The 24,093-nt window shown below is 70.7% G+C and carries 15 protein-coding genes; 9 read left to right on the top strand and 6 right to left on the bottom strand.

The features are described 5' to 3' along the window. Positions 1-188 precede the first annotated feature (188 nt). Positions 189-1,430 carry an MFS transporter gene (locus ABD844_RS20130; protein WP_344879726.1) on the bottom strand — a complete coding sequence of 414 codons (1,242 nt, stop codon included), beginning with the start codon at positions 1,428-1,430 and terminating at the stop codon, positions 189-191. 207 nt (positions 1,431-1,637) lie between these two features. On the opposite strand from ABD844_RS20130, the gene ABD844_RS20125 reads away from it, so the two are divergent. Further along, positions 1,638-2,240: a superoxide dismutase gene (locus tag ABD844_RS20125; protein ID WP_344879723.1), complete on the top strand. Its 603-nt coding sequence runs from the start codon at positions 1,638-1,640 to the stop codon at positions 2,238-2,240. A gap of 8 nt (positions 2,241-2,248) precedes the next feature. After that, positions 2,249-2,563 (top strand): hypothetical protein, encoded by a 315-nt coding sequence (locus ABD844_RS20120; protein ID WP_344879719.1) that lies wholly within the window; start codon positions 2,249-2,251, stop codon positions 2,561-2,563. A 20-nt stretch (positions 2,564-2,583) separates the two neighbouring features. Here ABD844_RS20120 and ABD844_RS20115 read toward each other — a convergent pair whose 3' ends face one another. Next, positions 2,584-3,144: a CGNR zinc finger domain-containing protein gene (locus ABD844_RS20115; protein WP_344879716.1), complete on the bottom strand. Its 561-nt coding sequence runs from the start codon at positions 3,142-3,144 to the stop codon at positions 2,584-2,586. A gap of 85 nt (positions 3,145-3,229) precedes the next feature. Between ABD844_RS20115 and ABD844_RS20110 the strand changes: the two genes are divergently transcribed. The 6 genes from ABD844_RS20110 (at position 3,230) to ABD844_RS20085 (ending at position 18,179) form a co-directional block, all read left to right on the top strand. Further along, on the top strand, positions 3,230-4,105 hold the full coding sequence (locus ABD844_RS20110; protein WP_344879713.1) for an alpha/beta fold hydrolase: 876 nt from the start codon (positions 3,230-3,232) through the stop codon (positions 4,103-4,105). 169 nt (positions 4,106-4,274) lie between these two features. Next, positions 4,275-6,869 carry a rifamycin-inactivating phosphotransferase gene (gene rph / locus ABD844_RS20105; protein ID WP_344879710.1) on the top strand — a complete coding sequence of 865 codons (2,595 nt, stop codon included), beginning with the start codon at positions 4,275-4,277 and terminating at the stop codon, positions 6,867-6,869. A gap of 482 nt (positions 6,870-7,351) precedes the next feature. Further along, positions 7,352-10,258, top strand: a complete 2,907-nt coding sequence (locus ABD844_RS20100) for a helix-turn-helix transcriptional regulator (RefSeq protein ID WP_344879707.1) — start codon at positions 7,352-7,354, stop codon at positions 10,256-10,258. 333 nt (positions 10,259-10,591) lie between these two features. After that, positions 10,592-14,527, top strand: a complete 3,936-nt coding sequence (locus tag ABD844_RS20095; RefSeq protein WP_344879704.1) for a S8 family peptidase — start codon at positions 10,592-10,594, stop codon at positions 14,525-14,527. 321 nt (positions 14,528-14,848) lie between these two features. Further along, entirely contained in the window at positions 14,849-15,730 is an 882-nt protein-coding gene (locus ABD844_RS20090; protein ID WP_344879952.1) for an NAD(P)-dependent oxidoreductase, read from the top strand. Between the two features lie 145 nt (positions 15,731-15,875). Beyond that, positions 15,876-18,179: an ATP-binding protein gene (locus tag ABD844_RS20085; protein WP_344879701.1), complete on the top strand. Its 2,304-nt coding sequence runs from the start codon at positions 15,876-15,878 to the stop codon at positions 18,177-18,179. A 50-nt stretch (positions 18,180-18,229) separates the two neighbouring features. On the opposite strand, the gene ABD844_RS20080 is transcribed toward ABD844_RS20085, so the two are convergent. From ABD844_RS20080 to ABD844_RS20070, 3 genes are all read right to left on the bottom strand, one after another. Further along, on the bottom strand, positions 18,230-19,960 hold the full coding sequence (locus ABD844_RS20080; protein ID WP_344879698.1) for a tachylectin-related carbohydrate-binding protein: 1,731 nt from the start codon (positions 19,958-19,960) through the stop codon (positions 18,230-18,232). 159 nt (positions 19,961-20,119) lie between these two features. Beyond that, positions 20,120-20,938 carry an alpha/beta fold hydrolase gene (locus tag ABD844_RS20075; RefSeq protein WP_344879695.1) on the bottom strand — a complete coding sequence of 273 codons (819 nt, stop codon included), beginning with the start codon at positions 20,936-20,938 and terminating at the stop codon, positions 20,120-20,122. A 77-nt stretch (positions 20,939-21,015) separates the two neighbouring features. Further along, on the bottom strand, positions 21,016-21,723 hold the full coding sequence (locus tag ABD844_RS20070; RefSeq protein ID WP_344879692.1) for an alpha/beta fold hydrolase: 708 nt from the start codon (positions 21,721-21,723) through the stop codon (positions 21,016-21,018). Positions 21,724-21,804: 81 nt separating this feature from the next. On the opposite strand from ABD844_RS20070, the gene ABD844_RS20065 reads away from it, so the two are divergent. Beyond that, on the top strand, positions 21,805-22,752 hold the full coding sequence (locus ABD844_RS20065) for a helix-turn-helix transcriptional regulator (RefSeq protein ID WP_344879689.1): 948 nt from the start codon (positions 21,805-21,807) through the stop codon (positions 22,750-22,752). 42 nt (positions 22,753-22,794) lie between these two features. Here the strand turns inward: ABD844_RS20065 and ABD844_RS20060 are convergent. Then, the coding region (locus tag ABD844_RS20060) for an ABC transporter permease (protein ID WP_344879686.1) at positions 22,795-24,093 on the bottom strand (1,299 nt) is incomplete at its 5' end.

The following is a 24,093-nucleotide window of genomic DNA, read 5'->3' as shown; positions in this document are numbered from 1 at the left end:
CCGGCGAACAACGTGGGCACCGCGACCGGAGCACCACCGGCGAGGACATGGCCGCCCGCGGACATGAAGACGCACACAGCCGCGAAAACAGCGGCTCGTGCGTGGCGCGAGACCCGTTCCAGGGCGGACACGGCACTCATCCTTCCAGCCCGACGTCGCGGTGAGAAGGCCGCGCCGCCCTCGCCGCCTCAGACGCGCGCGCGGCGGGAGAAGCCGCGGCTGCTGGGCACCAGGGCCGCCGCGGCGGGGGCCAGGAAGCACACCGCCGCGCAGCCGGCCAGGACCGGTTGCCAGCCGAAGACGTCGATGGCGGGCGCGAGAAAGGCCAGGCCGACGGGGGCCAGGCCGTAGGAGACCAGGAAGTCCAGCGAGGAGACGCGGGCCAGCAGGCGCGGCTCGACCTCGCGCTGGGTGGCGGTGAACCAGGGCACGTTGAACAGCTCGATGCCCAGCCCGGTCAGCGCGTAGGCGGCGAACACCACCACCGGGTGCACCGGCAGCAGCAGACTCAGCGGCGCGAAGCCGTAGAAGGCCAGACCGGCCAGCGCCACCCATCCCTGAGCGCGCGGCTTCCACCGGGCCACGAGCACCGCTCCGGCCAGGGCGCCGACCGTGTACGCCGTCAGCGCCGCCGCCAGCACCGCCTCTGTGCCGTAGCGGTCGCGGCTGACCAGCGGAAGCGCCACCCCCGTGACGGAGTAGCCGGTGAAGACGACGGCGGCCAGCGCGCCCAGGCCGGCGAAGAACCAGGGATGCCGGCGCGCCTCGCGTACGCCCTCGCCGAACTCCTTCAGCAGCCGCGGCCGCTCCCCCGTGGGCGCCGGCGCGGGCAGCCCACGGGGCGGCAGGAACGCGGCGAGCAGCCACAGCAGCCCGGTGCCCACGACCAGCAGCCCGGTGTCGAGGACGACCGCCAGCAGCGCGGTGCCCGCCGGCGCGACCAGGGTGGTGACGCGTACGGCCAGCGTGATGGCGGCGTTGGCCTGCTGCCGCCGCTCCGCTTCGACCACCTCGGCGGTGAGTGCCTGGAACGCGGGCCGGCACGCGCCCTGACCGGCCCCGACGACGGCCGCCGCGACCGCCATGACCAGAACGGAACCGCCCAGCCCGAGCGCGATCACCGGAGTGGCCACGGCGGCGGCCAGCCCGGCCCACAACACCACCGCCCGGCGCGAGTACCGATCGGCCAGAACGCCGCTGACCGGCACCGCGAGGAGAAAGCCCACCGTACGGGTGGCCAGGACGACCCCGAGACCGGCCGCCGTGAGCGTTCGGTCCAGCACGGCGAGCCCGAGCACGAAGGGCAGCGCCCAGGTCGCCAGGCCCGAGGCGGTGGTGCCGCACCACAGCCGGATGAAACGCCCGTCGCGAACGACGGACCGTGTGGGAGGCCGGGACGTGTCCGAGTCGGAGGGCGTCGGCACGGTCACAGGATGCACTCCTCCGGAGCCGTTCAGTTGCAGATCATATGCAGAAACACAATCTTCGCAGATGTGCCGCCACGAGACGGGCCTCGATGGCCAGGAGCCGAGCGGATGCCGCCACCGTTGTCGGCACGCCGCCCGGGACGTCGACAAGTTGCACAGCTATTGTTGTTGCAAGATATATGCAAGTAGGAGCTTTGGAGGATAGACGTCATGGGTCGGTACACCCTTCCTGACATGCCCTACGACTACGCCGCGCTGGAGCCCGCGATCACCGGCGAGATCCTGGAGCTGCACCACGCCAAGCACCACGCCGCCTACGTCAAGGGCGCCAACGACACCCTCGACCGGCTGGCCGAGTCCCGCGACAAGGGCGAGTTCGGCGGGCTGGTCGGGCTGGAGAAGACGTTCGCGTTCAACCTGTCCGGCCACGTCCTGCACACGATCTTCTGGCAGAACCTCTCCCCCGACGGCGGCGACCGCCCCGACGGCGAGCTGGGCGACGCCATCAACGAGCACTTCGGCTCGTTCGACGCGTTCAAGAAGCAGCTCACCACCGCCACCGCCACCGTCCAGGGCTCCGGCTGGGGCGTGCTCGCCTGGGAGCCGCTGGGCCGCCGCCTGGTCGTCGAGCAGGTCTACGACCACCACGGCAACGTCGGCATGAACACCACCCCGCTGCTCGTCTTCGACGCCTGGGAGCACGCCTACTACCTGCAGTACCGCAACGTGCGCCCCGACTACGTCGAGAAGCTGTGGGGCCTGATCAACTGGAACGACGTCATCGCCCGCTACGACGCCGCCCGCGGCGCCTGAAACACCCCATGCCGGCGACGCCCGCCCGGCCCGAGCTTGGTCCGCGGGGCCAGGCGGGCGCCGCCACCTTCGAGATCCGGCTCGTCCCGGCCGACGAGGTGCACCGCATCCTGACCGCCGTGACCGACACCGCGGACGAGGTCTTCACCCGCCCGCCGTGGACGGAGCCCCACCAGACCGCCCGAGCGCTCGCCGACCGCCTGGCCGCGGACGCTCTCGGCCTGTACCGGCGCCGCGGCCGGCGGGTGGCCGCCCTGCACGGCGCCGAGGACCGCACTCGCTTGATCATGCTCCGCGAGTCCCGCCCCGGCGGGGTCGCCTGATCGGGATCGGGCGGTGTCAGTCAGACGGTCTTGTGGCGTTGGTAGTGGCGGGCGACGCGGACCCGGTTGCCGCAGCGGGCGGCCGAGCACCAGCGGCGGCGCGGATGGGCGGGCAGGAACAGCAGGACACAGTCGTCGGCCTCGCATTGCCGGATCCTGGTGACCGCCGGGTCGGAGAGGAGGTCGGCGGCCGCCTCGGCGAGCCAGGCGGCCAGCGGCGCGCCGATCGGGCCGGTGCGGCGACGCTGAGCGGTGATCGCCGAGCCGTTCCAGGTCAGCTCGCTGATGGCGGGCGCGGCGCGCTGGATGTCGTTGAGCGCCGTGAGGTCGGCCTCGGCAGGAGGTTCACCGCGCAGGACGCGGTGCAGGGCGTTGGCCGTGTGCTCGCGCACGGCACGCACCGCGGCGAGGTCGTCGGGGCCGGGATCTGCTGCCGCTTGCGCGTCCGGCAGCCGTCCGGCCTGGAGTTCCAGCCAGGCGCGCAGGTCGTCGGAGGTGGTGAGGAGATCACCGACGGCCGTACGGGTGTTGACCAGATCCAGGGCCAGGGGTTCTCCGGTCAGCGGGACGATGGCGCTCACGGGCCTAATACTACTTCCCTGGATTGACACGTTAGTTAGAGGGCCGCAAGATGTAACATATCTTCCTGACGGAAAGGCATTAGAGATGCTGCTCCCTCCGATTGCCCGGACCGTCCACCGGCAGGTGGACGTCGACGGTGTCCGCGTCTTCTACCGCGAATCCCTCCCCGACCGCGCCGACGCGCCCGTGCTGCTGCTCCTGCACGGATTTCCCTCCGCGTCGCACCAGTTCCGCCGTCTCATCGACGTGCTGGGCGGCCACTACCGGCTCATCGCCCCCGACTACCCCGGCTTCGGGCACACTCAGGCCCCCGACGACTTCACCTACTCCTTCGACCGGCTCGCCGACGTCACCGAAGGCTTCGTCCAGCGGCTCGGCCTGACCCGCTTCGTGATGTACGTCTTCGACTTCGGCGCACCGGTCGGCTTCCGGCTCGCCGAACGTCATCCCCAGTGGATCGCCGGCCTCGTCGTCCAGAACGGCAACGCCTACGCCGACGGCCTGTCGGACGGCGCACGCGACTTCATCGCACTGCGCCCCGGCCGGCCAGGCGCCGAGGAGACGATCCGCGGCCTGCTCACGCCCGAGGGAACGCGCGGCCAGTACGAGATCGGCGTCACCGACCCCGAACTGATCGCCCCGGACGGCTGGACGCTCGACCAGCACTTCCTCGACCTGCCCGGACGCAAGCAGGCCCAGGTCACGCTGGCGTTCGACTACCACTCCAATGTCGAACGCTACGACGCCTGGCAGACCTGGCTGCGCGAGCACCAGCCGCCCATGCTCATCACCTGGGGCGCCGGCGACCCGTTCTTCCCGGAGCCCGGCGCGCACGCCTATCTACGCGATGTCCCCGATGCCGAACTTCATGTCTTCGACACCGGCCACTTCGCCCTCGAAGACCACCTGCCGCGGATCGCGCCGCTCATCGCCGACTTCCTCGACCGCGCCTGGAAATGACAGGAACGCGCGATCGGTTGGGGCACGTCGGGGAGGCTGCGCCCACCACTCCCCGCCACTTTCAGCTTATATCAGACTCGCGCGCCTCATGAGGCACCGAAAAGTGCTCCATACTTGCCCGTTGCGAACCGACCCGGCGAACGATGGGGCATCGGAATTGGGCTACGTGATGGGTTTCCAGCAAATCGACTCGACGGATATCGCGGACGTCGGCGGAAAGGGCGCGCACCTGGGCGAGCTCTCGCACCTCGACGGCATCCGCGTGCCGGACGGCTTCTGCGTCACGACGGACGCCTTCCAGCGGGTCGTGGCCGCGGCGCCGTCGTTCGACGCCCAACTCGACCTGCTGGCGCGCGTGAGACCGGACGACCGCGCGGCGATCAGCACGGTGAGCGCCGACCTCCGCCGCGTCGTCGAAGGCGTGGCGATTCCCGACGATCTCGTGGCAGCGATCGGCGAAGCGCTCGCCCGGCTCGGGGAGCAGGCTTCCTACGCGGTACGTTCCAGCGCGACGGCCGAGGACCTGCCGACCGCGTCCTTCGCGGGCCAGCAGGACTCGTACCTGAACGTCGTGGGCCTGACGGAGATCCTGCGGCACGTCAGGCGGTGCTGGGCCTCGCTGTTCACCGAGCGGGCGGTGACCTACCGGTGCCGCAACGGCTTCGACCACCGGAAGGTGCGGATGGCCGTGGTCGTCCAGCGGATGGTGTTCCCGGACGCGGCCGGGATCCTCTTCACCGCGGACCCCGTGACCTCGAACCGGAAGATCGCCACCGTGGAAGCCGGTTGGGGGCTCGGCGCGGCGCTCGTCTCCGGCCTGGTCGCCGGGGACGTCTACACGGTGCGCGACGATCAGGTCGTCACCACGGCGGTCGCCACCAAGCCGCGGCTCGTACGGGCGTCGCCGGGAGGCGGTACCCAGGACGCGCCGATCGAGCCGCGGCGGCAGACGCAGCCGGCTCTGACGGAGACGCAGGTCGTACGCCTGGTGCGGCTGGGCCGGCGCATCGAAGCGCACTTCGGCCGGCCCCAGGACATCGAATGGTGCCTGACCGGCGACGACTTCCACATCGTCCAGAGCCGGCCGATCACCACCCTGTTCCCCGTCCCCGCGACCGATGACCAGGAGAACCACGTCTACGTCTCCGTCGGTCACCAGCAGATGATGACCGACGCGATGAAGCCGCTGGGGCTCTCCCTGTGGCAGTTGACGACCCCGCGGCCGATGCACGAGGCGGGCGGACGGTTGTTCGTCGACGTGGCCCCCATCCTGGCGACGCCCGCGGGTCGCGCGATCCTCATCGGGACCATGGGAAGGTCAGACCCGCTCGTCCGGGACGCGCTGCAGACCGTCCTCGACCGCGGCGACTTCGTCCGCTCGCTTCCGGCGGAAAGCCCTGGCACCGCGCCCGCCGGTGACCCGCCCGCCCCGATCGAGACCGATCCGGCCGTCGTCACCCAACTGATCCGGGACAGTCAGGCGTCCGTCGCCACCCTGCAGCACAAGATCCGGAGCCTGTCCGGGCCGGCGCTGCTCGACTTCATCCTGGCCGACCTCGCGGAGCTGAAGCGCGTCCTGTTCGCGCCGCGGAGCAACCAGGTGATCATGGCGGCGATGGAGGCGACCTGGTGGCTCAACGACCACGTCGAGACGTGGCTGGGCGAGAAGAACGCGGCCGACGCACTCACGCAGTCCGTCCCGCACAATGTCACGTCGGAGATGGGGCTGGCGCTCCTCGACGTCGCGGACACGATCCGGCCGCACGCGGACGTCGTGACGTTCCTGCACCGGGTCGTGGACGAAGGCCGGGAGGACGACGGCTTCCTGACCGAGCTGGCCGGGCTGGCCGGCGGCCGGGAGGCGCATGACGCCATCCGGGGTTACCTCGACGAGTACGGCATGCGCTGCGCGGGCGAGATCGACATCACCAGAACGCGCTGGAGCGAGCGGCCCGCCACGCTCGTGCCCGTCATCCTCGGCAACATCAAGAACTTCGAGCCGGGCGCCGGCAAACGACACTTCGAACAAGGACGTCAGGAGTCACGGCGGAAGGAACAGGAACTGCTGACGCGACTGCGCGCCCTGCCCGACGGCGAGCAGAAGGCCGAGGAGACCAAGCGGATGATCGACCGCGTCCGCACCTTCGCCGGCTACCGGGAGTACCCCAAGTACGGCATGGTCAGCCGCTATTTCGTCTACAAGCAGGCGTTGCTGCGGGAGGCCGATCGCCTGGTCCGGTCCGGCACCCTGCGCGAGCGGGATGACATCTTCTTCCTCCGGTTCCAGGAGTTGCAGGAGGTCGTACGCACCGGCGACGCGGACGCCGAACTCGTCCGCGAAAGGCGGGAGGCGTTCCGGTCGTACGAGGCGCTCACACCGCCCCGGGTCCTCACCTCGGACGGCGAGGCCATCAGTGGCCGGTACCGGCGTGACGACCTCCCGCCCGGCGCGCTGGCCGGCCTCCCGGTCTCGGCCGGGACCGTCGAGGGCCGTGCCCGGGTCGTCATGGACATGGCGCGGGCCCACCTCGATGCTGGCGACATCCTGGTCACCACCTACACCGACCCGAGCTGGACTCCTCTGTTCGTCACCGTCGCCGGACTGGTGACGGAGGTGGGCGGTGTCATGACGCACGGGGCGGTGATCGCGCGTGAGTACGGCTTGCCGGCCGTCGTGGGTGTGGCGCAGGCCACCCGGCTGATCAGGGACGGGCAGCGGATCCGCGTTCACGGCGCCGACGGATACGTCGAGATCCTTGACTGAACCACCGCATCGACCTCTCTCATGAGCGCGGAGAGACGGTCGGGGCGCTCCCATCCCACGGGTCCCAGGCCGCCCTGACCGCCGCACTGACGACGGTCCTGGGCGGAGGCGTCGCCCACGCGGCCACCAGCGACCGGCCGGACCCGGTTGACTGGGCGTCCGTGGCCAGCCAGACCTACCGGTGGGACGGCACGAAGTTCCGCGGGACGGCGGAGAAGGCGACCCGCGTCTCCTGACCGATCCGCGACGGCGGTTCGCAGCCAACCGGTGAACGACTCACGGTGCACGATGTCCTGCGGTGGAACAGTTCGGCGTCGCCGAACCCGGGCCGGCCTGACACCGACCCTGGTTGACCTGGGATTTGTGCCGCGGACCTGCGCTCAGGGCCGGGTGTGTCCCCGGGCGTGGGGCGGGGCTGATTCTTGACGGTCCGCCACTGCTGCGCTGATGCTTGAAGGCCGGTCCGATCATGTCGAGGACTCATGGTCAACGAGCTGGATGCTGGAGCTACTGGTGCCGCCCCGCGGCTGCTGACGTCACCGGTTCTGGTGGGGAGGGAAGCCGAGCTCGACACCGTGGTGGCGGCGATGCTGGCGCCGCCGGTGGTGGTGGCGGTGGAGGGCGAGGCGGGCGTGGGCAAGACCCGCCTGGTGACCGAGCTGCTGGGCCATCGTGACGTCGCGGAGTCGCGTCGGCTGGTGGGCCGGTGTCACCCGATCCGTGAGCTGTTCCCGCTGGGTCCGCTGGTCGAGGCGGTGCGCGGGCTGCGGGACGAGCTTGACGGCGCGCGGCTGGGTGCGGTGGCGGGGGCGTTGCGTCCGCTGCTGCCGGAGCTGGCCGACGTACTGCCGCCGATGCCGGAGCCGCTGGACGATCGCGGCGCGGAGCGGCATCGGGTGTTTCGCGGCCTGATCGAGGTGCTCGCCTGCCTTGGTCCGACGGTGCTGGTGGTGGAGGACCTGCATTGGGCCGATGAGCAGACCTGCGACTTCATCGCCTATCTGGTGTCGCAGTTGCCGCCGCGGTTGGCCCTGGTGGTGACGCATCGGGTCGAGGAGCCGACGGTTCCCGCGGTTCGCGCGCTGACGGCCAGGGTCCCCGCCGGCGTCCGCCGTGAGCGGGTCCGCCTGGGGCTGCTGGACAGGGAGCGCACGGGCGACATGGTGGCGGCGATCCTGGACGGCCAGACGGTGTCGGCGGACTTCGCCGGCTATCTGTGGGAGCGGACCTCGGGGCTGCCGCTGGCGGTGGAGGAGGTGCTGGCGCTCATCCGTGCCCGCGGCATGCTGGTCCGTCACGGCGGGCGTTGGGAGCGCAAGGCGCTGGACACGCTGGAGGTGCCGACCGGGATCCGTGACCCCACCCTGGAGCGGGTGGCCAGGCTGCCGGACGCGGCGCAGCGGCTGGTCCAGGCGGCCGCGGTGGTCCAGGTGCCGGTTGTACCGGACGTGCTGGCGGATGGGGCGGCGGTCGACGAGAGCGCCACCGAGGACGCCCTCGGCTCGGGGCTGCTCGTCGAGCACGACGGCCTGATCGGGTTTCGGCATCAGTTGGCCGCCCAGGCCGTCTATCACGACATGTCGGGGCCGCGCCGCCGCGAACTCCATGGACGGGTCGCTCATGCCCTGCGGGCGCTGGTCCCGGTTCCGCTCGGCCAGGTCGCCCATCACCTGAAGCAGGCCGGCCGGTTCGACGACTGGGCACACGCCGCGGAACTGGCCGCTGATCACGCCGTCGGATTGGCGAATGAGGTGGAGGCCGTTCGCCTGCTCGAGGACGTCCTGCGTACGGCGGCGCTCGATCCCGTACGGCGCGGCCGGCTCGCGGTGAAGCTGGGCCGCGCCGTCGAGGAGACCCTCAGGGCCGGCGACGTCGTCGATCTGCTGACCGCTGCGCTTGACGGGGAACTGCCCCGTCAGCTCCGCGGCGAGTTGCGGCTGTGGCTGGCGATCGCCCTGAACCGGTGCGGTGACGACCCGCCGCGCCAGCTCCGATTGCTCGCCGGTGCGGTGGACGACCTGGTCGACCGCGCCGATCTGCGCGCCAGGGCCATGGTCGGACTCGGCGTGATGTCCCCGCTGACGGTCCCGCTGGCCGAGGACCTGAAGTGGTTCGGCCGGGCCGTCCGGCTGGTCACCGAGTTCGACGATCCCCAGCTCGAGACCTTCGTGCTGGGGAAGGTCGGCATGTCCCTGGTCGTGTACGGAGATCCGGCCTGGCGCGGCCTGGCGGATCGTGTCATGGAGCGCGTCGGCGGAGCGGCTCGGCAGCGCCGGGAGGTGGCCGCCCTGTGGTCCATCGGCGCCTCCGCGTGCTGGGCAGGGCACCTGGACATCGCGGAGCGACTGCTCGGCAAGGGCCTCGACGCCCCGATGGCGCAGGAGAACAGGCGGCTCGAACTCGCGCTGCAGGCCAGCTCGGTCCTGCTGGCCTACTGCCGCGGGCAGTGGGAAGGGCTGGCGGCCGAGATCGCGACGCTGGTCGACGAGCTGTCCGACTCTCTCACCTCGGAGGTCGGGGTGGACGTGCAGTTGGTGGCCGGTTGCCTGGCCCTGGCGCACGGCGAGGTCGACGACGCGCGCCGGCGGCTGTCCGAGGTGCTCGGCGCGGCGGAGAGGCCGGTCGATTTCCTGCTGCTGCCGATCGCGGTGGCGGCGTTCAGCCGCGTCGCCCTGTTCCGTGGCGACGTCGAGGAGGCCGTGGACCAGGTGAACCGGTGTCTGGAGGTGCTCGCGGCCAAGGGGGTCTGGGCTCCCACCGGTCGTCTGCTCCCGTCCGCCGTGGAGGTGCTGGTGGCGGCCGGCGAACCTGCCCAGGCCGCCGACCTGGTCGACCGCGTGGAGCGGCAGGTTCGCGGTCTGGACGCCCCGCTGGCGCCGGCCGCCGTTCGTCATGCGCGCGGGGTTCTCACCTCTTCTGCCGACGAGTTCCTCGCGGCCGCGACGTTGTACGAGGCCGCGCGGGCCCCGTACGAGGCCGCCCAGGCGGCGGAGCGGGCCGCCCGCTGCCTGGCCGAGGCAGGCCGCCTCGTGGAGGCCGGTGACCCGTTGCGTACCTCGGTGACGGTCTATGAGCGGCTGGGCGCGACCTGGGACCGGGGACGGGCGGCGAATCTGGCTCGCCAGTACGGCATCTCCCTGCCGTCCCCCCAGCGCGGCGGGCGACGCCCGGCGTACGGATCCGAGCTGTCGCCACGTGAGCGGGACGTGGCGGAGCTGGCGAGCAGAGGCCGGACCAACAAGGAGATCGCGGCGGAGCTGTTCGTGTCGCCCAACACCGTTCGCAAGCAGCTCGCCGCGGCGATGTCCAAGCTCGGGGTGCACTCCCGCATGGCCCTCGCGGTTCGCCTCGCGGCATCGAACCGTGCGAATGGTACAGACGGACCATAGGTCTGCGATCGTCCCGCTGTGCATGGTGTCGGCATGAGCACGACCGATCCAGCTACGCCACGGACCCCCACCGGGCCCGTGTCTCCTGACCCCGACACGCAGGACGTGACCGGCCACGCCGGCGACGCTCCTGGATCCCTGCAAACCGACGGCCCGGCCGTGCCATCGCCCGGCGAACCGTCCCCGGACACGCCGGGGACGGGTGAGACGCACGACGGTGACGGATGGGTGCCGGCGTGACCTCTGTCCGAGTGCCGTGCGTGGTGGACCGCGACGCTCGTCGTCGGGTGTCGCCGCGATGTTCTCCGTGTTCTCGAGTCTGAAGGAATTTTCATGCGATCAATGCGAATCGGCAGGCGGGGCGGGCTGTTGCTCGCCTGCGGCCTGTCAAGTGTCTTGGCGCTGTCCGTACTGGCACCGCCTGGAGTCTCCGCGCAGGTGCAGGCCGCCCCTCCGCTCGGCGGCGCCGCCCAGGGCGGGGCCGCGACGGCCGGGCAGCCGGGTCCTGACGGCCCCGCGGCAGGTGACTCGCACCTGGTCACGCTGGTGACCGGTGACGTGGTGCGGGTGAGCGGGAAAGGGAAGGACAGCACGGCCCAGGTGGTGACCGATGTGGCGCCACAAGGCGATGTGCGGATCATCACCCAGGGCGATGAGTTGTTCGCGTTACCGGGGGTGGCGGCTCCGCTGCTCGCGGCGGGGCAGCTCGACGTGCGGTTGTTCAACCTGTCGCTGCTGGTCCGCGACGGGTACACCGATGACAAGATCAAGCAGTTGCCGTTGATCGTCGACTACAAGGTCCCCGACGGCGCCCAGCCTCCCACAGAACCGGTGGACGGTGCGCAGGTCAGGCGCCGGCTGCCGATCGCGGGCGCGGTCGCGATGGGCGTGGACAAGAAGCAGGGCACGAAGTTCTGGTCCGCGGTCACCGAACCGGTGAAGGGAGCCAGGTCCGGGGCTGCCGCGCCGTTGACGATGGCCCCCCGGATCAAGAAGGTGTGGCTGGACGGCAAGGTCAAGGCGTCCGACGATGTGTCCCGGGTGGCGATCGGCGCGGACAAGGCGTGGACGGCCGGGTTCGACGGTGCCGGGGTGCCGGTGGCGGTGCTGGACACCGGGGTCGACGCCGGCCACGCGGACCTCGCGGGCAAGGTGATCGAGGCACAGAACTTCGTACCGGCCGACCAGCCGGGCGGGGACAGCCCGACCGACCGGTACGGGCACGGCACGCACGTGGCGTCGATCATCGCCGGGACGGGTGCCAGGTCCGACGGGAAGAACGCGGGCACTGCGCCGAAGGCGGGCCTGTTCAACGGCAAGGTGCTCAACGACGACGGCGGCGGGTACGACTCCTGGATCATCGCCGGCATGGAGTGGGCGGCCGGCAAGGCCAAAATCGTCAACATGAGCCTCGGCGGCTGCTGCACCGACGGCACGGACCCGATGTCCCAGGCCCTGAACGAGATCAGCCGGCGCACCGGCGCCCTGTTCGTCACCTCCGCCGGCAACAGCGGGCCCGTCGTCCACGCGGTCGGCACCCCGGCGGTGGCCGATGAGGCGCTGGCAGTGGGGGCCAAGTCCCGCGACGGCGCCTCGTGGGCCGCCTACTCCTCGTGGGGCCCGCGCGCCGGAGACTTCGCGATCAAGCCCGAGATCTCCGCGCCCGGCACCAACATCCTGGCGGCCAGCGCGAACAACGACGACAACGTCATCTGCTCGACCGACCCGGTCTGTGACGGCAGCGGCTACATGCAGATCAGTGGTACGTCGATGGCGGCGCCGCACGTGGCGGCGGCAGCGGCGATCGTACGGCAGCAGCACCCTGACTGGACCGCGCAGCAGATCCGCGACGCGTTGACCAGCACGGCCACCCCCAACGAGGAGTTCGCCTGGGTGCAAGGGGCCGGGTTGGCTGACGTCGGCCGCGCGGTGACCCAGAAGCTGCACGCCACCGGGATACTCAACCTGGGGGTGGACCTGTTCCCGTCCGAGACCCAGACCGGCACGATCACCTACACCAACAGCGGTGACGCGCCGGTGACCCTGGACCTGACCAGCCAGTTCTGGCGGCCGAACACCGGCACGACGGCCCAGTACTTCAGAGGTCAGACCGACTGGACGCCCCCGGCGGGGGCGGTCAAGGTCGAGCCCGCCCAGGTGAGCGTGCCGGCCGGTGGCACCGCCACGGCCACGGTCAAGATCGACAACACCCTCACCCCGTTCGGCACCTTCTACGGCAGGCTGACCGCCGACGGGCCCAACGGCGTCAAGGTGGCGACCACGCTGAGCTTCACCCACGACCCGGAACGCCACAAGCTGGTCGTGAACGCCACCGACATGGCGGGCAACGCCCCTGACCCGCTTCGCTCCCTCGCCATCGCCAAGGGCGGCGACGTCTCGAGCCTGTGGGTGCAGTACTTCGACGAGGGCGAGTGGTGGCGCGACAAGTGGATCAACATGCAGAGCGGGGTCGTCGGCGACCTGCCTGCGGACACTTATCGCATCTTCGGCAGCGTCGGGCAGTTCCTCGACCGGATCGCGATATTCGCCGGTTGGACGGTGCAGCACGACCAGGACCGCGTCCTGCCCATCGAAACCCGGCAGGCCAGAGAATTCCAGATCCGCACCGATCGTCCCTCGATCAACGAGGCGACCACGGTCACGTACGCCGATGGGGACGTCGAGTACTCGGAATTCGTCGGTCAAGGTTACGGGCTCTACCAGGCCCTCGGGCCACAGCCGGCCGGGGTGACCGTCAAATACGCATCGATCCGTATCCCCCAGCCCCTGGAGCTGCGCAGCGGCGACAGCCGTCAGCGAATCCCGGCGTTTCTTCCCCGGGACGAGCAGGCCGTCTACACGGACAACTGGACCTGCTTCGGCTGTCGGAAGAAGCTCCCCACCGATGGGGACATCGTGCTGGTCGACGCCGGTGACGGCAGCCCGCAGTCGCTGGCCGGGGCGGATCTGCGCGGCAAGGTCGCGCTGATCCGGGAGAAGCCTCGCACGGACGGCGAAGACGACGCGCTCCTCGCCCTGATCGATGACGAGGTCCGGGCCGCGACCGAGGCGGGGGCGGTGGGAGTGGTCCTCGCGGTCGATGCCGGCTCGCCGGTCAGATACGCCGCTTGGGACCACAAGATCTGGGTGACCGTGGTCTCGCCCGCGGACGGTGCGGCCCTGGCAAAGCTGGTCGGCAAGCGGCCGGCGAAGCTGAGGGCTGACTCGAACACTCCGGCGGCATATGACTACCAGGTCCAGTCCAGCCCGGCACAGGCGGTGACCGATCCGGTCTACACGATCGCTCAGGACAGCCTGGCCACGGTGACGACCCGCTTCCATGCCGCCTACCCGGGAGAACCGGGCGACGACACCGTGCGGTTCGGCGTCGGGCCCCGGATCACGGCGGGAACGCTGCCGCTCGTCCGGACAGAGTATGTGATGCCCGGCAGTGAGAAACTGACGGACAGCCACTGCTCCGTCACCCGCGAGCTCCCGGCTCCGGCGCAGTGCAGGTGGACCGCGGCCGGGTTCAGACCGGCGGTGGCCGCGGGCCAGCAGGTCACCCGTAACTTGATGAAGGCGCCGATGGTGCCGCAACAGGCACTCGACCTTCCGTTCGCCATGCACGGCTGGGCCGGACTCTACTGGCGGCACGGCGTGGGCGACTACAACGACCCCGTTCTCGGTGCCGGCGAGGGTTCCGGCGGGCTGTGGTTCTGGGGCAACAACGTCACCAACCGAACCCGGGTTTACCGCGGTGACCAGCAGCTCTGCGACACGCCGAGCTTCCCCAAGGCTTTCGGGCCCGCCGAGTGCCACATCAAGGAGCCTGGCTCGTACCGCGTCGTGGTGGACACCACGCTGGACCCGTATCCGCTGTCGACCCGTACGAGCACGGAGTGGTCGCTGAACTACAACCCCGACCCGGAAACCCGGATCCCGCTGGTCATGACCGAGTACCGGCTGCCGGTGGATCTGAACAACGCCGTACCCGCCAAGCGGCACCAGGCGCCTATCCAGCTCGGCTACCAGCGTGGCGGCCCGGCGGCGCCGGCGAAGTGGGCGGTCAAGGTGTGGGCGACCTTCGATGACGGGGCGACCTGGCAGCCCGTCTTCGACGGCAAGGCCGGGTCCAAGGGCCTGGTCGAACCGACGATCAATCCGCCGAAGAAGCACAACGGGTTCGTCGGGCTGCGGGTCAAGGCCGACGACGGTCAGGGCAACGGCATCGATCAGACCGTGATCCGCGCCTACTACCTCCGGTAACCAGCAAGGACGACCGCCGAAACCCGGAGGGCGGTCGCGAGAACGTGGTCCCACCGGCCTCACCAAGGCCGGTGGGACCACGGCTGTTGGGGCGACTTCACGGGGAACACGTGGAAGTTGGGGATTTCTCCCCTAACGCCGCGACGCCAGGTCACCCAGACTGTTCGGCGAACCCGTGAGCTGATGTCAGCCGTGGCTCGTCCCTGCGAGGCGCTCGCGGACGAGATGCTGCGTCGGCCCGGTTCGTGTGTCCGAGAGAGGAAGTGAGATGGGCAAGCGTGCCATCTCTGTCGCAGTTGAAGCAAGGGGGAGGGCACTGTGATGGCCCACGACGATCGTTCACCGGTCACCGTCATCGGTCTCGGCCTGATGGGCTCGGCTCTGGCCCGGGTCCTGGTGAAGAACGGACACCCGACCACCGTGTGGAACCGCACCGCCGGGAAGGCCGATGAGCTGGTGTCTTTGGGGGCGACCCGAGCCGCGACCGTTCGCGACGCCGTCGCGGCGAGCCCAACGGTGATCGTTTGCGTGACGGACTACCCGGCCGCGTACGAGGTGCTGGAGTCATGCGGTGATGCCCTCTCGGGGAGACACCTCGTACACCTGAGCACGGGCACTCCCGAACAGGCCCGCGAGGCGGCCGCGTGGGCGGCAGAGCGCGGCGTCCACTATCTCGACGGGGCTGTGATGGCGACGCCGAGCGGTGTCGGGGGGTCTGAGGCCGTTCTCTTCTACAGTGGATCAGAGGCGGTGTTCGCGGCCGAGCGAGAGATGCTGAACGTCCTGGGCGGCGCCACGTCTTACCTCGGAGCCGATCACGGCATGGCCTCGCTGTACGACTCGAGCCTGCTCGGCGTGGAATGGGGTGTCCTGAGCGGCTATTTCCACGCCTTCTCCCTGGTCGGCACCGAGGGGAGCAAGGCGTCGACGTTCCTCCCCGTCGCCATTCAGTTTCTCAGGTCCATTGAAGCGGTCTTCCACGAAGTCGCCAGGCAGGTCGACGAGGGCAGGTATCCGAGCGACGAAGAGACCCTCGAAATTCACCTGAACGCGATGGATCGCCTGATCGAGACCAGCCGCGCCCGTGGCATAGGTGTTGACGTGCCGGAATTCTTCAAGTCCATCATCACGCGCGCGGTCGCCCTCGGCCACGGCGCCGACGGCCTGCCGAGCGCGTTCGAGGCGGTCAAGCGACCGGCTTGACCCGGGCCGGAAGTACCGCACGCCGGGAAGCCTGACCTGCACCGGATCCGCCGCCCGCGACCCCGAACTACAATCGCCGGATTGGACAAAGGGTCCCGGAGGCAGGAGGACACGAGCCGGTGGCAGCATCTCACGGTCGAGTCGCGTGCTCCCCGCCGAACTGACCCCCTTCATCGGCCGCCGCAAGGAGGCCACCGAGGTCCGCCGCCTGCTCGAGTCGAGCAGGCTGCTGACTCTGACAGGTCCAGGCGGCATCGGCAAGACGCGGCTCGCGCTGCACACGGCGCGTAAACGGCACCGGGCGTTCCCCGGCGGCGTCTGGTACGTCGACCTCAGCACGCTGACGGACCCGAGTCTCCTCCCGCAGACGGTGTCCGCGGCGATGGGCCTTCCCGACGTGTCCACCACGTCGCGGACGGAACCGCCGACCGACCACCTGGCCGGTCGGCAAGGGCTGCTGGTCCTGGACAACTGCGAGCATCTGGTCGACGGCTGCGCCCATCTCGCCCGCACCCTGCTCCGGGCGTCCGAGGGTCTTCGGATCCTCGCGACCAGCCGTCAGCCGCTCGGCCTGGAGGGTGAGCAGATCTTCCAGGTCCCGCCGCTCACGGTGCCGCTGGAGCCCTCGGCAGGAGAGCCCGCCGAGGTCCTGATGCGCTACGAGTCCGTCAGCTTGTTCGTCAGCCGGGCACAGGCGGTCTTCCCGGAGTTCCGACTGGATGCCGACACGTGCCCGGCGGTGGCACGTCTGTGCCGCGATCTCGAAGGGATCCCCCTCGCCATCGAACTGGCCGCGGTTCGTATGCGCTCACTGTCCGTGGCGCAGATCGCCGCCCGGCTTGATGATCGATTCAAGCTGCTGACCATCGGGCACCGGGCCCACGACACCCGGCAGACCTCGCTCACGGCGATGGTCGAGTGGAGCTACGACCTGCTGGATCCGCTCGACCGTACGCTGTGGGCGAGGCTGACCGTCTTCGCCGGCGGCTTCGACCTGGCGGCGGCGGAAGCGGTGTGTTGTGACGACGACCTCCCCGCGGAGGAGTTGCTGGATCGGCTGCACAGTCTCGTCGAAAAGTCGATCGTGATCCGGGATGACGACAGCACGGGTGTGCGTTACTGCATGCTCGACACCTTGCGGCAGTTCGGCCGTGGCCGCCTGGACGAATCGGGCGAGCTGGAAATGATCAGGGCGCGGCACCGCGACTGGTGCGGCGCGCTCGCCTCACAGGCGACCACCGGATGGGCGGAGTCGGAACAACGTCACTGGAGCCGGCGGCTCAGGTCTGAGCGGCACAACCTCCGGGCCGCGATCGAGTACTGCCTGACGACTCCGAACGAGGCCGTCAGCGGCCTGCACCTCACCGCGGACCTCTGGCCCTTCTGGCTGGCGCACGCGGTGGGCGAGGGCCGACGCCACGTGGAGCGCCTGCTGGCCGCCCTGCCGAGGGGCGCCGCGGCGGACGCGGCCAGGGCCCGAGGGCTGTGGCTGGCCGGCTGGCTGGGGTTCTATCAGGGTGACGTCGAAGCCGCCCGCCGCCATGGCCAGGAGAGCCGTGCCCTGGCCGAGCGGCTCGGCGACGACCGCAGCCGGGCGTACGCGACCTATGTCCTGGGGCTGAGCGCGGCCTGCGACCACGACTACCCGGAGGCCAGGAGCCTCTTGAGCGCGGCGCGTGATCATCACGAGGTGACGGGCGACCTGCCGGGACGTTGGCTCGCCACCGCGGACCTGGCGGGCGTGCTGGGCGTCCTGGGCGAGATCGATGCGGGCGTGGAACTCTGCGGTCCGGTGATCGAGCAGTGCGCTCGCCGGGGCGCACGCTGGAACCAGTCGTATCTCCTGTGGGTCCTCGCCGACCTCAGGCGCCGGCAAGGAGATCTCGACGAGGCCACGCGCCTGCTCAAGGAGATTCTCGACATCAATCGCGACTTCGAGGACCCGACCGTCATCGGTGCGTGCCTGGAGTCGCTGTCCTGGGTGGCGACTCGGCGAACGGAGGCGGCGTCGGTGGCCTGGCTGCTCGGCGCGGCACATGCGACCTGGGGCAAGGCGGGGATCTCTCTCCTGCGGTACGCCACGTGGGGAGAGGAACACACGAACGCCTGTGAGTACGCGCGTGAATCGCTGGGCGAGGCGGCGTTCGAGGAGGCGTACCAGCGGGGCGCACGGATGACGCCCACGGCCACGATCGACCACGTTCTCGCGAAACCGACGAAGGCGTCGCCCCGCGAGCCGCGCGTCACGGCGAACGTCGAGCAGCTCACACCGCGAGAGCTCGAGATCGCCGAGCTGATCACCGAGGGACTGACGAACAAGAAGATCGCCCAACGACTGATCATCGCGCAGCGCACGGCCGAGGGCCACGTCGAGCGGATCCTGCGCAAGCTCGGATGCACCTCCAGGGCGCAGGTGGCGGCCTGGTGGACATCGCGCACCGCGTCATAGGGCGCGATCCGGATAGGCCGCCGCCCGCGCCCTGTCACAAGGGCTGCGGGTCAGGCGCGCTTGGCCTTGCGCCAAGAGCGGTCGTAGAGCGTGGCGCTGTCGAGGGTCGAGGAGCCGCCCTCGTCGCCCAGCGTCGGCCCGTCGACCGTCTTACGGCTGGAGATGAACCGGTGTTTGCCGGTGGAGTCGATTCCCAGATAGATGCCGACATGGTCGATGGCTGTGCCGTCGTCCGTGCCGGCGTCCCAGAACAGCAGGTCGCCCGTCTGCAGCTCCGCGTAGGACGTGGGCTTGGCCGTGCCACCGTCGATCACGGTGATCCCCGGGGCGTTGTCGTCGGCCATCTGCACGGCTCGGCGGGGAATCGCGGACTTGCTCAGCGTGTCGCCGATGCCCAGGGGGTAGCCGCCGCGGTAGCCAAGGACCATTCTCACGAAACCGGAACAGTCCAGCGATTCCTTCTGCCGGGCCTCCGGGGGGTCGACCCTGTCGTCGTAGGTCCATGAGAGGCCGAGGTAGTCGTTGAAGTCCGAGCCCTCTTCCCGGGTGCCGTCCGGGAGCAGGGGACCGTAGTGGGCGTCGCCCGCGTAGCGCAGGCCGTCGCGGACTTTGGCGGGGGCGTCCACGAGATACTGCGTGGCGATCTCCAGCAGATCCTCGTCGGTCCTGGCGATGTTGGCCGCCGGCCACGAGGCCGCCCAGGGCGCCGAGGGTGACCACGGGCCGGGTAGCAGGCGGACCCAGGCTCGGGTGGAGACGGTCGCCTCGGTCGTCGGCTCGGCGAACTTGCGTTGCTGGCCGTAGGTGACGGCGGTACGGGCGCCTTCCGTCAGGACGGCGCCGACCCGGCCTTGGCTGTAGTAGAGGTTCTGGCCGGATTTGCCGGGGGTGTAACCGGTGAAGGACTGCCCCTGCGCGCAGGCGGCGGCGTCGGCGAACAGGGTGGTGAAGGAGGCGAATCCTTCGTTCAGGGGGCGGCGGTCGTGCCAGACCGGTGCCCCGGCGAGGGGGTCGGCATGGTGGTTCCACCACATCCGGCCGGACGCGTCGAGCGCGTAGACGACTCCCGCTCCGGCGCCGGACGGGCTGCGGTAGTCGTTCCAGCCCTCGCCGGTCACCAGCCCTGTGCCCAGGCCGAAGGTGGTGCCGCCGGCGACCGGGTCGGTGTGGTCGTACCAGCGGACCTGTCCCTTGGTGTTCACGCCGTACAGCGTGCCGTCGCGTCCGGTCATCAGAGTGGTGATCGCCGTCCAGCCCGAACGGATGACCTTGCCGCTCCCCGCCGCCCAGCGGGCCTCGCCGGTCGTCGGTGAAAGATGGCGGTACCAGTGCAGGTCTCCGGCTTTGTCGAGGGCGTAGATGACCCCGGAGCCGGCCGACACGATGTCCACGAAGTCGCCCCAGCCGTTGCCGATGACCGTGCGCTCGCCGGGAGCCCAGCCGCGCTCGCCGGTCGCCGGATCCAGGTGGCGGTACCACTTCAGGTTTCCGTCGGCGTCGACCGCGTAGATCACGCCGTTGCCGCCGGAGAACACCTTGGCCAGCGTGTTCCAGCCGTAGCCGATCTCCTTGCCGCTGTCGGCGACCCAGGAGCCCCCGCCGGAGGCGCCGGCGCGGTGGCCGTACCAGCGCAGTTTTCCCGCACCGTCGATGCCGTACACCGGCACGACCGCCGAGCAGGTCAGGGCGGAGGCGGCCACGGCCGGTCGCGGATCGGCCAGGGACAGCACGGAGGCTCCGACGATTCCCGCGGTCAGGACGGCCAGAGGGGTACGGAGCATGTCCACAACCTTTCGATCTCACGCCGAGACGGACTCCACACGCCTCGAAGCCGCCAGACTGATCGCAGGAATGATCTCACGGATGCGGCCGGGCCGGGCCGCCGCCTACCACGTCGGCCAGTGTCAACGCACCGGCCTGCTCGGTCCCGGGGACAGCCGTCACGCCGGGCGCGGGGCGATCGGGGCTATCGGGGCGAGGAACTCGCGGACGAGTCGCAGCCAGGTCGCGCGGTCGGGCTCCGCCAGAATGTGCGCGGCGCCGGGGAGTTCGACGAGCTTGGCCTCGCGGATGCCGGCGGCCAGGCGGTAGGAGCTGTCGGGGAGGACCAGCCGGTCACCGGTCGGCACCACGACGAGGGTGGGTACGGCCACGTACGCGAGGTCTTCGCGCACGTCCACCCGCGACACCAGGTCGAAGTGGTCCACCGTCCCCGGTGGCATCCCCTCCTGGGCCAGCGCCACCATGGCGTCCAGGTCGGCCGGGGAGATCTCCGCCAGGCGCGCCGGTGACAGGCACGACAAGCAGGCCAGGCGGGCCAGGGCGCCCCACTCACCGGCACGGGCCAGCGTCTTGATGAGCTGGGCGGCCAACGCCAGGACCGGGTCCGCGACGGGGAACCCCGCGGTGAGCACGAGTGCCGTGACCCGCTGGGGGTGCCGCCTGGCGGCCCGGACCGCCACGGCGCTGCCCAGCGACTCGCCCAGGACCGCGAACGAGTCGTGTCCCCGCGTGACGGCGGATGCCACCAACTGGTCGGCCAGCTCGTCGAGGTGCAGCGGTTCCGTGGCGACCGGGGTGGCGCCGGAGCCCGGGTAGTGCGGGCCGATGACGGTGTGGTCACGGGAGAGGTCGTCGAGGACCAGGCCGAAGTTGCCGTGGATGCTGCCGCCGGCGCCGTGGGCGAGCAGGAGCGCGGGGCCGTCGCCTTGCACCAGAACGTCGAAGCGAGGCTGAGGAAGCGCGTATTCGTTCGTCATGCCGCCGACGCTAAACTCCGACATCAATGTCAGAGTCAAGCCCGGCCGGCACCGTGTCGGACACGATGTGGAGGCCGTCAGAGCAAGGCGGCGAGCTCCGCCGGTCGCGAGAACATCGGCCAGTGGCCGGTCGGCAGCTCGACAAAGGTCCATTCGGGTGTGCCGAGCGGGGCGAACGCCGGGTTCCCCGAAGCGATCAGCTTACGGATCAGCGCCACCGGCATCGTCGAGGCGACCATGGTCTTCGGCGTCGCCGGGATCTGCTCCGGCCGCTGAACCGACTGGGTGGCCGCGCCCCACGGCTGCGGCGTCGCCTTCGCGAGGATCTGCGCCCAATCCTCCTCGGTCAGTCCCGCGAACTGCCTCTCCCCCTGCTCGAAGGAGGGCGCGTCGAGCGTGTGACCGTCCCCGACCTGAGCGCGCCAGTCCTTCTGGGTGTCCTCGTCATTGAAGTCGATCACCGCCACACCGGACGGCAGTGGCGCGGTGTCAACGTAGACCACCCGGCTGAGCCGCTCGGGATGCCGGTCGGCGACCGCGGTCACCGGGACACTCGCCCCGCTGTGCCCGACCAGCACGACCTCCTCCCATCCGTCCATCGCCGCGAGGATGTCGACGACATGGGTCTCCACGCCGACCTCCGGCGACAGCTCCCCAGCCCGCTCCGCCAGCCCCGTCAGGGTGACCGCCCGCACCTGGTGTCCGGCGGCGCGTAGGCTCCGCGCCACCTGGTCCCAAGCCCAGGCGCCGAGCCAGAAGCCGGGAACCAGCACGTAGTTCGCCATCTCATCGTCCTTCCAGTGAGCCGATGTCGCTACGCTAATGCCGATAGCGGACAGAATCCGCCCGGATTAAGTGGGTGACCTGTGTCATATCCGGCGACCCGGATGCTGGCGATGCTCGAACTGCTCCAGGCGCACCACGGGCTGGGCGGCCGCGACCTGGCGCAGCGACTCGGTGTGGACGAGCGGACCGTACGGCGCTACGCCGCCCGACTCGCCGAGCTGGGCATCCCGGTCGCCGCCGAACGCGGCCGCTACGGCGGCTACCAGTTGATGCCCGGCTACAAGCTGCCACCGCTGATGCTCACCGACGACGAGGCCACCGCCGTGGTCCTCGGCCTGCTCGCCGGACGCCGCCTGGGCCTCGCCGCCGAGGCCACCGAGGCCGCCCTGGCCAAGATCCGGCGGGTGCTGCCGAGCACGCTGCGAGAACAGGTCGGCGCCCTGGAGGAGACCCTCGACTTCACCCTCGCCGAACGTGCGGCGCCGACGCCCGCGAGCCGGGCCGTGCTGACCCTGGCCGCCGCCATCCGCGACCGCCGCCGGGTCACCCTGCGCTACCGCTCCTGGAAGGACGCCCGGACCGAACGCGAGCTGGACGGCCACGGCCTGGTCTTCCACTCCGGCCGCTGGTACGTGACCGGCCATGACCACCGGTCCGGCGAGATCCGCACCTTCCGCGTCGACCGGATCTCCGCTGTCGTCCCGGGGACGGCTTCCTATGAGATCCCCGAGGAGGCCGACCCGGTGCGGCAGGTCACCGCGTCGCTGGCCCAGGTGCCGTACGCGCACGTCGTCGAGGTCATCCTGCACGTTCCCCTCGCCGAGGCGTCCCGCCGCATCCCGCCGTCGGTGGCCACACTCACCGAAACACCGGACGGAGTCCTCCTGCGCACGCGTGCCGAGTCCCTGGACGGCATGGCCGCCATGCTCGCCGGGCTCGGCTTCCGGTTCACGATCTCGTCGCCGCGGGAACTGCGCACCGCCGTCCGACGCCTGGCCGAGCGCCTGCTGGACCAGACATTGGACTGAGCACTCCCCGCGACCGGTCGACGCCGACCAGCGCGCCACACGCTACTCGCGGGCCCCGAGGGCTTCGGCCGGGTGCACGCGGAGGGTGAGGCGAGCCGGGATGGCCGTCGCGGCCATGGCCAGCGCGGCGGTGACCGCGATGATCGCGACGTAGGTGAGGGGCGGGACGTAGGGAAGAGGCGTACGGGTCATCCCGTTGCTGAAGGCGGTCAGGACGGCCAGGGAGATCAGCGTGCCGATGGCCACGGCCACCGCGGTGGCGGTGAGGGTTTCGACGCGGAGCATGCGCAGGAGCTGCCGGCGCGTGGTGCCGACCAGGCGGAGCAGGGCGAGTTCGCGGGAACGGGCCGAGATGGACATGGCCAGCGTGTTGACCACGGCGATGGCGCAGAAGGCGATGATCAGCCCCATCGCGACGTAGTTGACCTCCGCGCCGCCGGTGCCCGCCGCGCCGGCCTGGGCGTGGTCGAGTACGGCCACGCCGGGGAAGGCCCGCTCCAGCGCGGCGCGGTCGCCACCGGCGACGAGCACGGTGGGCCGCGGGTCGTCGACGTGGCCGGCGACCAGGGCGCGGGAGAGCGTCAGGTCGCCGAAGCCGAGGCCGCGCTCGTAGATGGCCGCCACGGTCACGGTGGCGGGCGAGCCGTCGCCGAGCACCAGGTCGATCCGGTCGCCGACGGTGACGTCGAGCCGGTCGGCGGCGGTGCTGCTGACCGCGGCCGAGGTGGCGGCGCCGCCGGCTGCGGCCGAGGCGTCGGCGAAGCCCTTCAGGGTCCCGGACACCACACCCAGATCGGCGAGGCCGTCCAGCGCGGTGACGGCCTGCGCGCCGTACTTGGTCAGGTCAATGCGGACCGAGGTGCGCAGGATCTCGGCGGCGGCCGTCACGCCGGGCACCCGGCGCGCGGCGGCGGCGGACGCGCCGGGCGCGAGCACGTGATCGGCCGTGATCCCGGCGTCCAGCTCGCGTTGGGCGGCGTGCCCGGTCGTGGTCTGGGAGAACAGGATCGTGCACGTCAGCGCCGTCAGCAGGGTGAGCGGCGTGATCACCGACGCCATCCGGCCGACGGAGGCGCGCAGGTTCTTGCTCGCCAGGTATCCGGCGGCGCCGGGCAGCCGTAGAGGGAGCGCGGTCACCGCCCGTGCGATCAGCGGGCCGAGCAGGGCCACGGCCGTCGTCCAGAGCAGGGCCGTGAACATGGTGACCGGGCTCGCGGCCGCCTCTGTGGTCAGGCCCGACAGCACGACCGTCAGCACCACGCCGCCCGCCGCGGCGAGCACGCCCGCGCCGAGGCGCGCCCACGGCAGCCGCGTGCCGGGCAGCACGGCCTCGCCCAGCGC

Source organism: Nonomuraea antimicrobica, assembly GCF_039536965.1.
Taxonomy (GTDB): Bacteria; Actinomycetota; Actinomycetes; order Streptosporangiales; family Streptosporangiaceae; genus Nonomuraea; species Nonomuraea antimicrobica.
The sequence above is the reverse complement of the archived record's forward strand: the minus strand, read 5'-3'. Positions and strand labels throughout refer to the sequence as shown.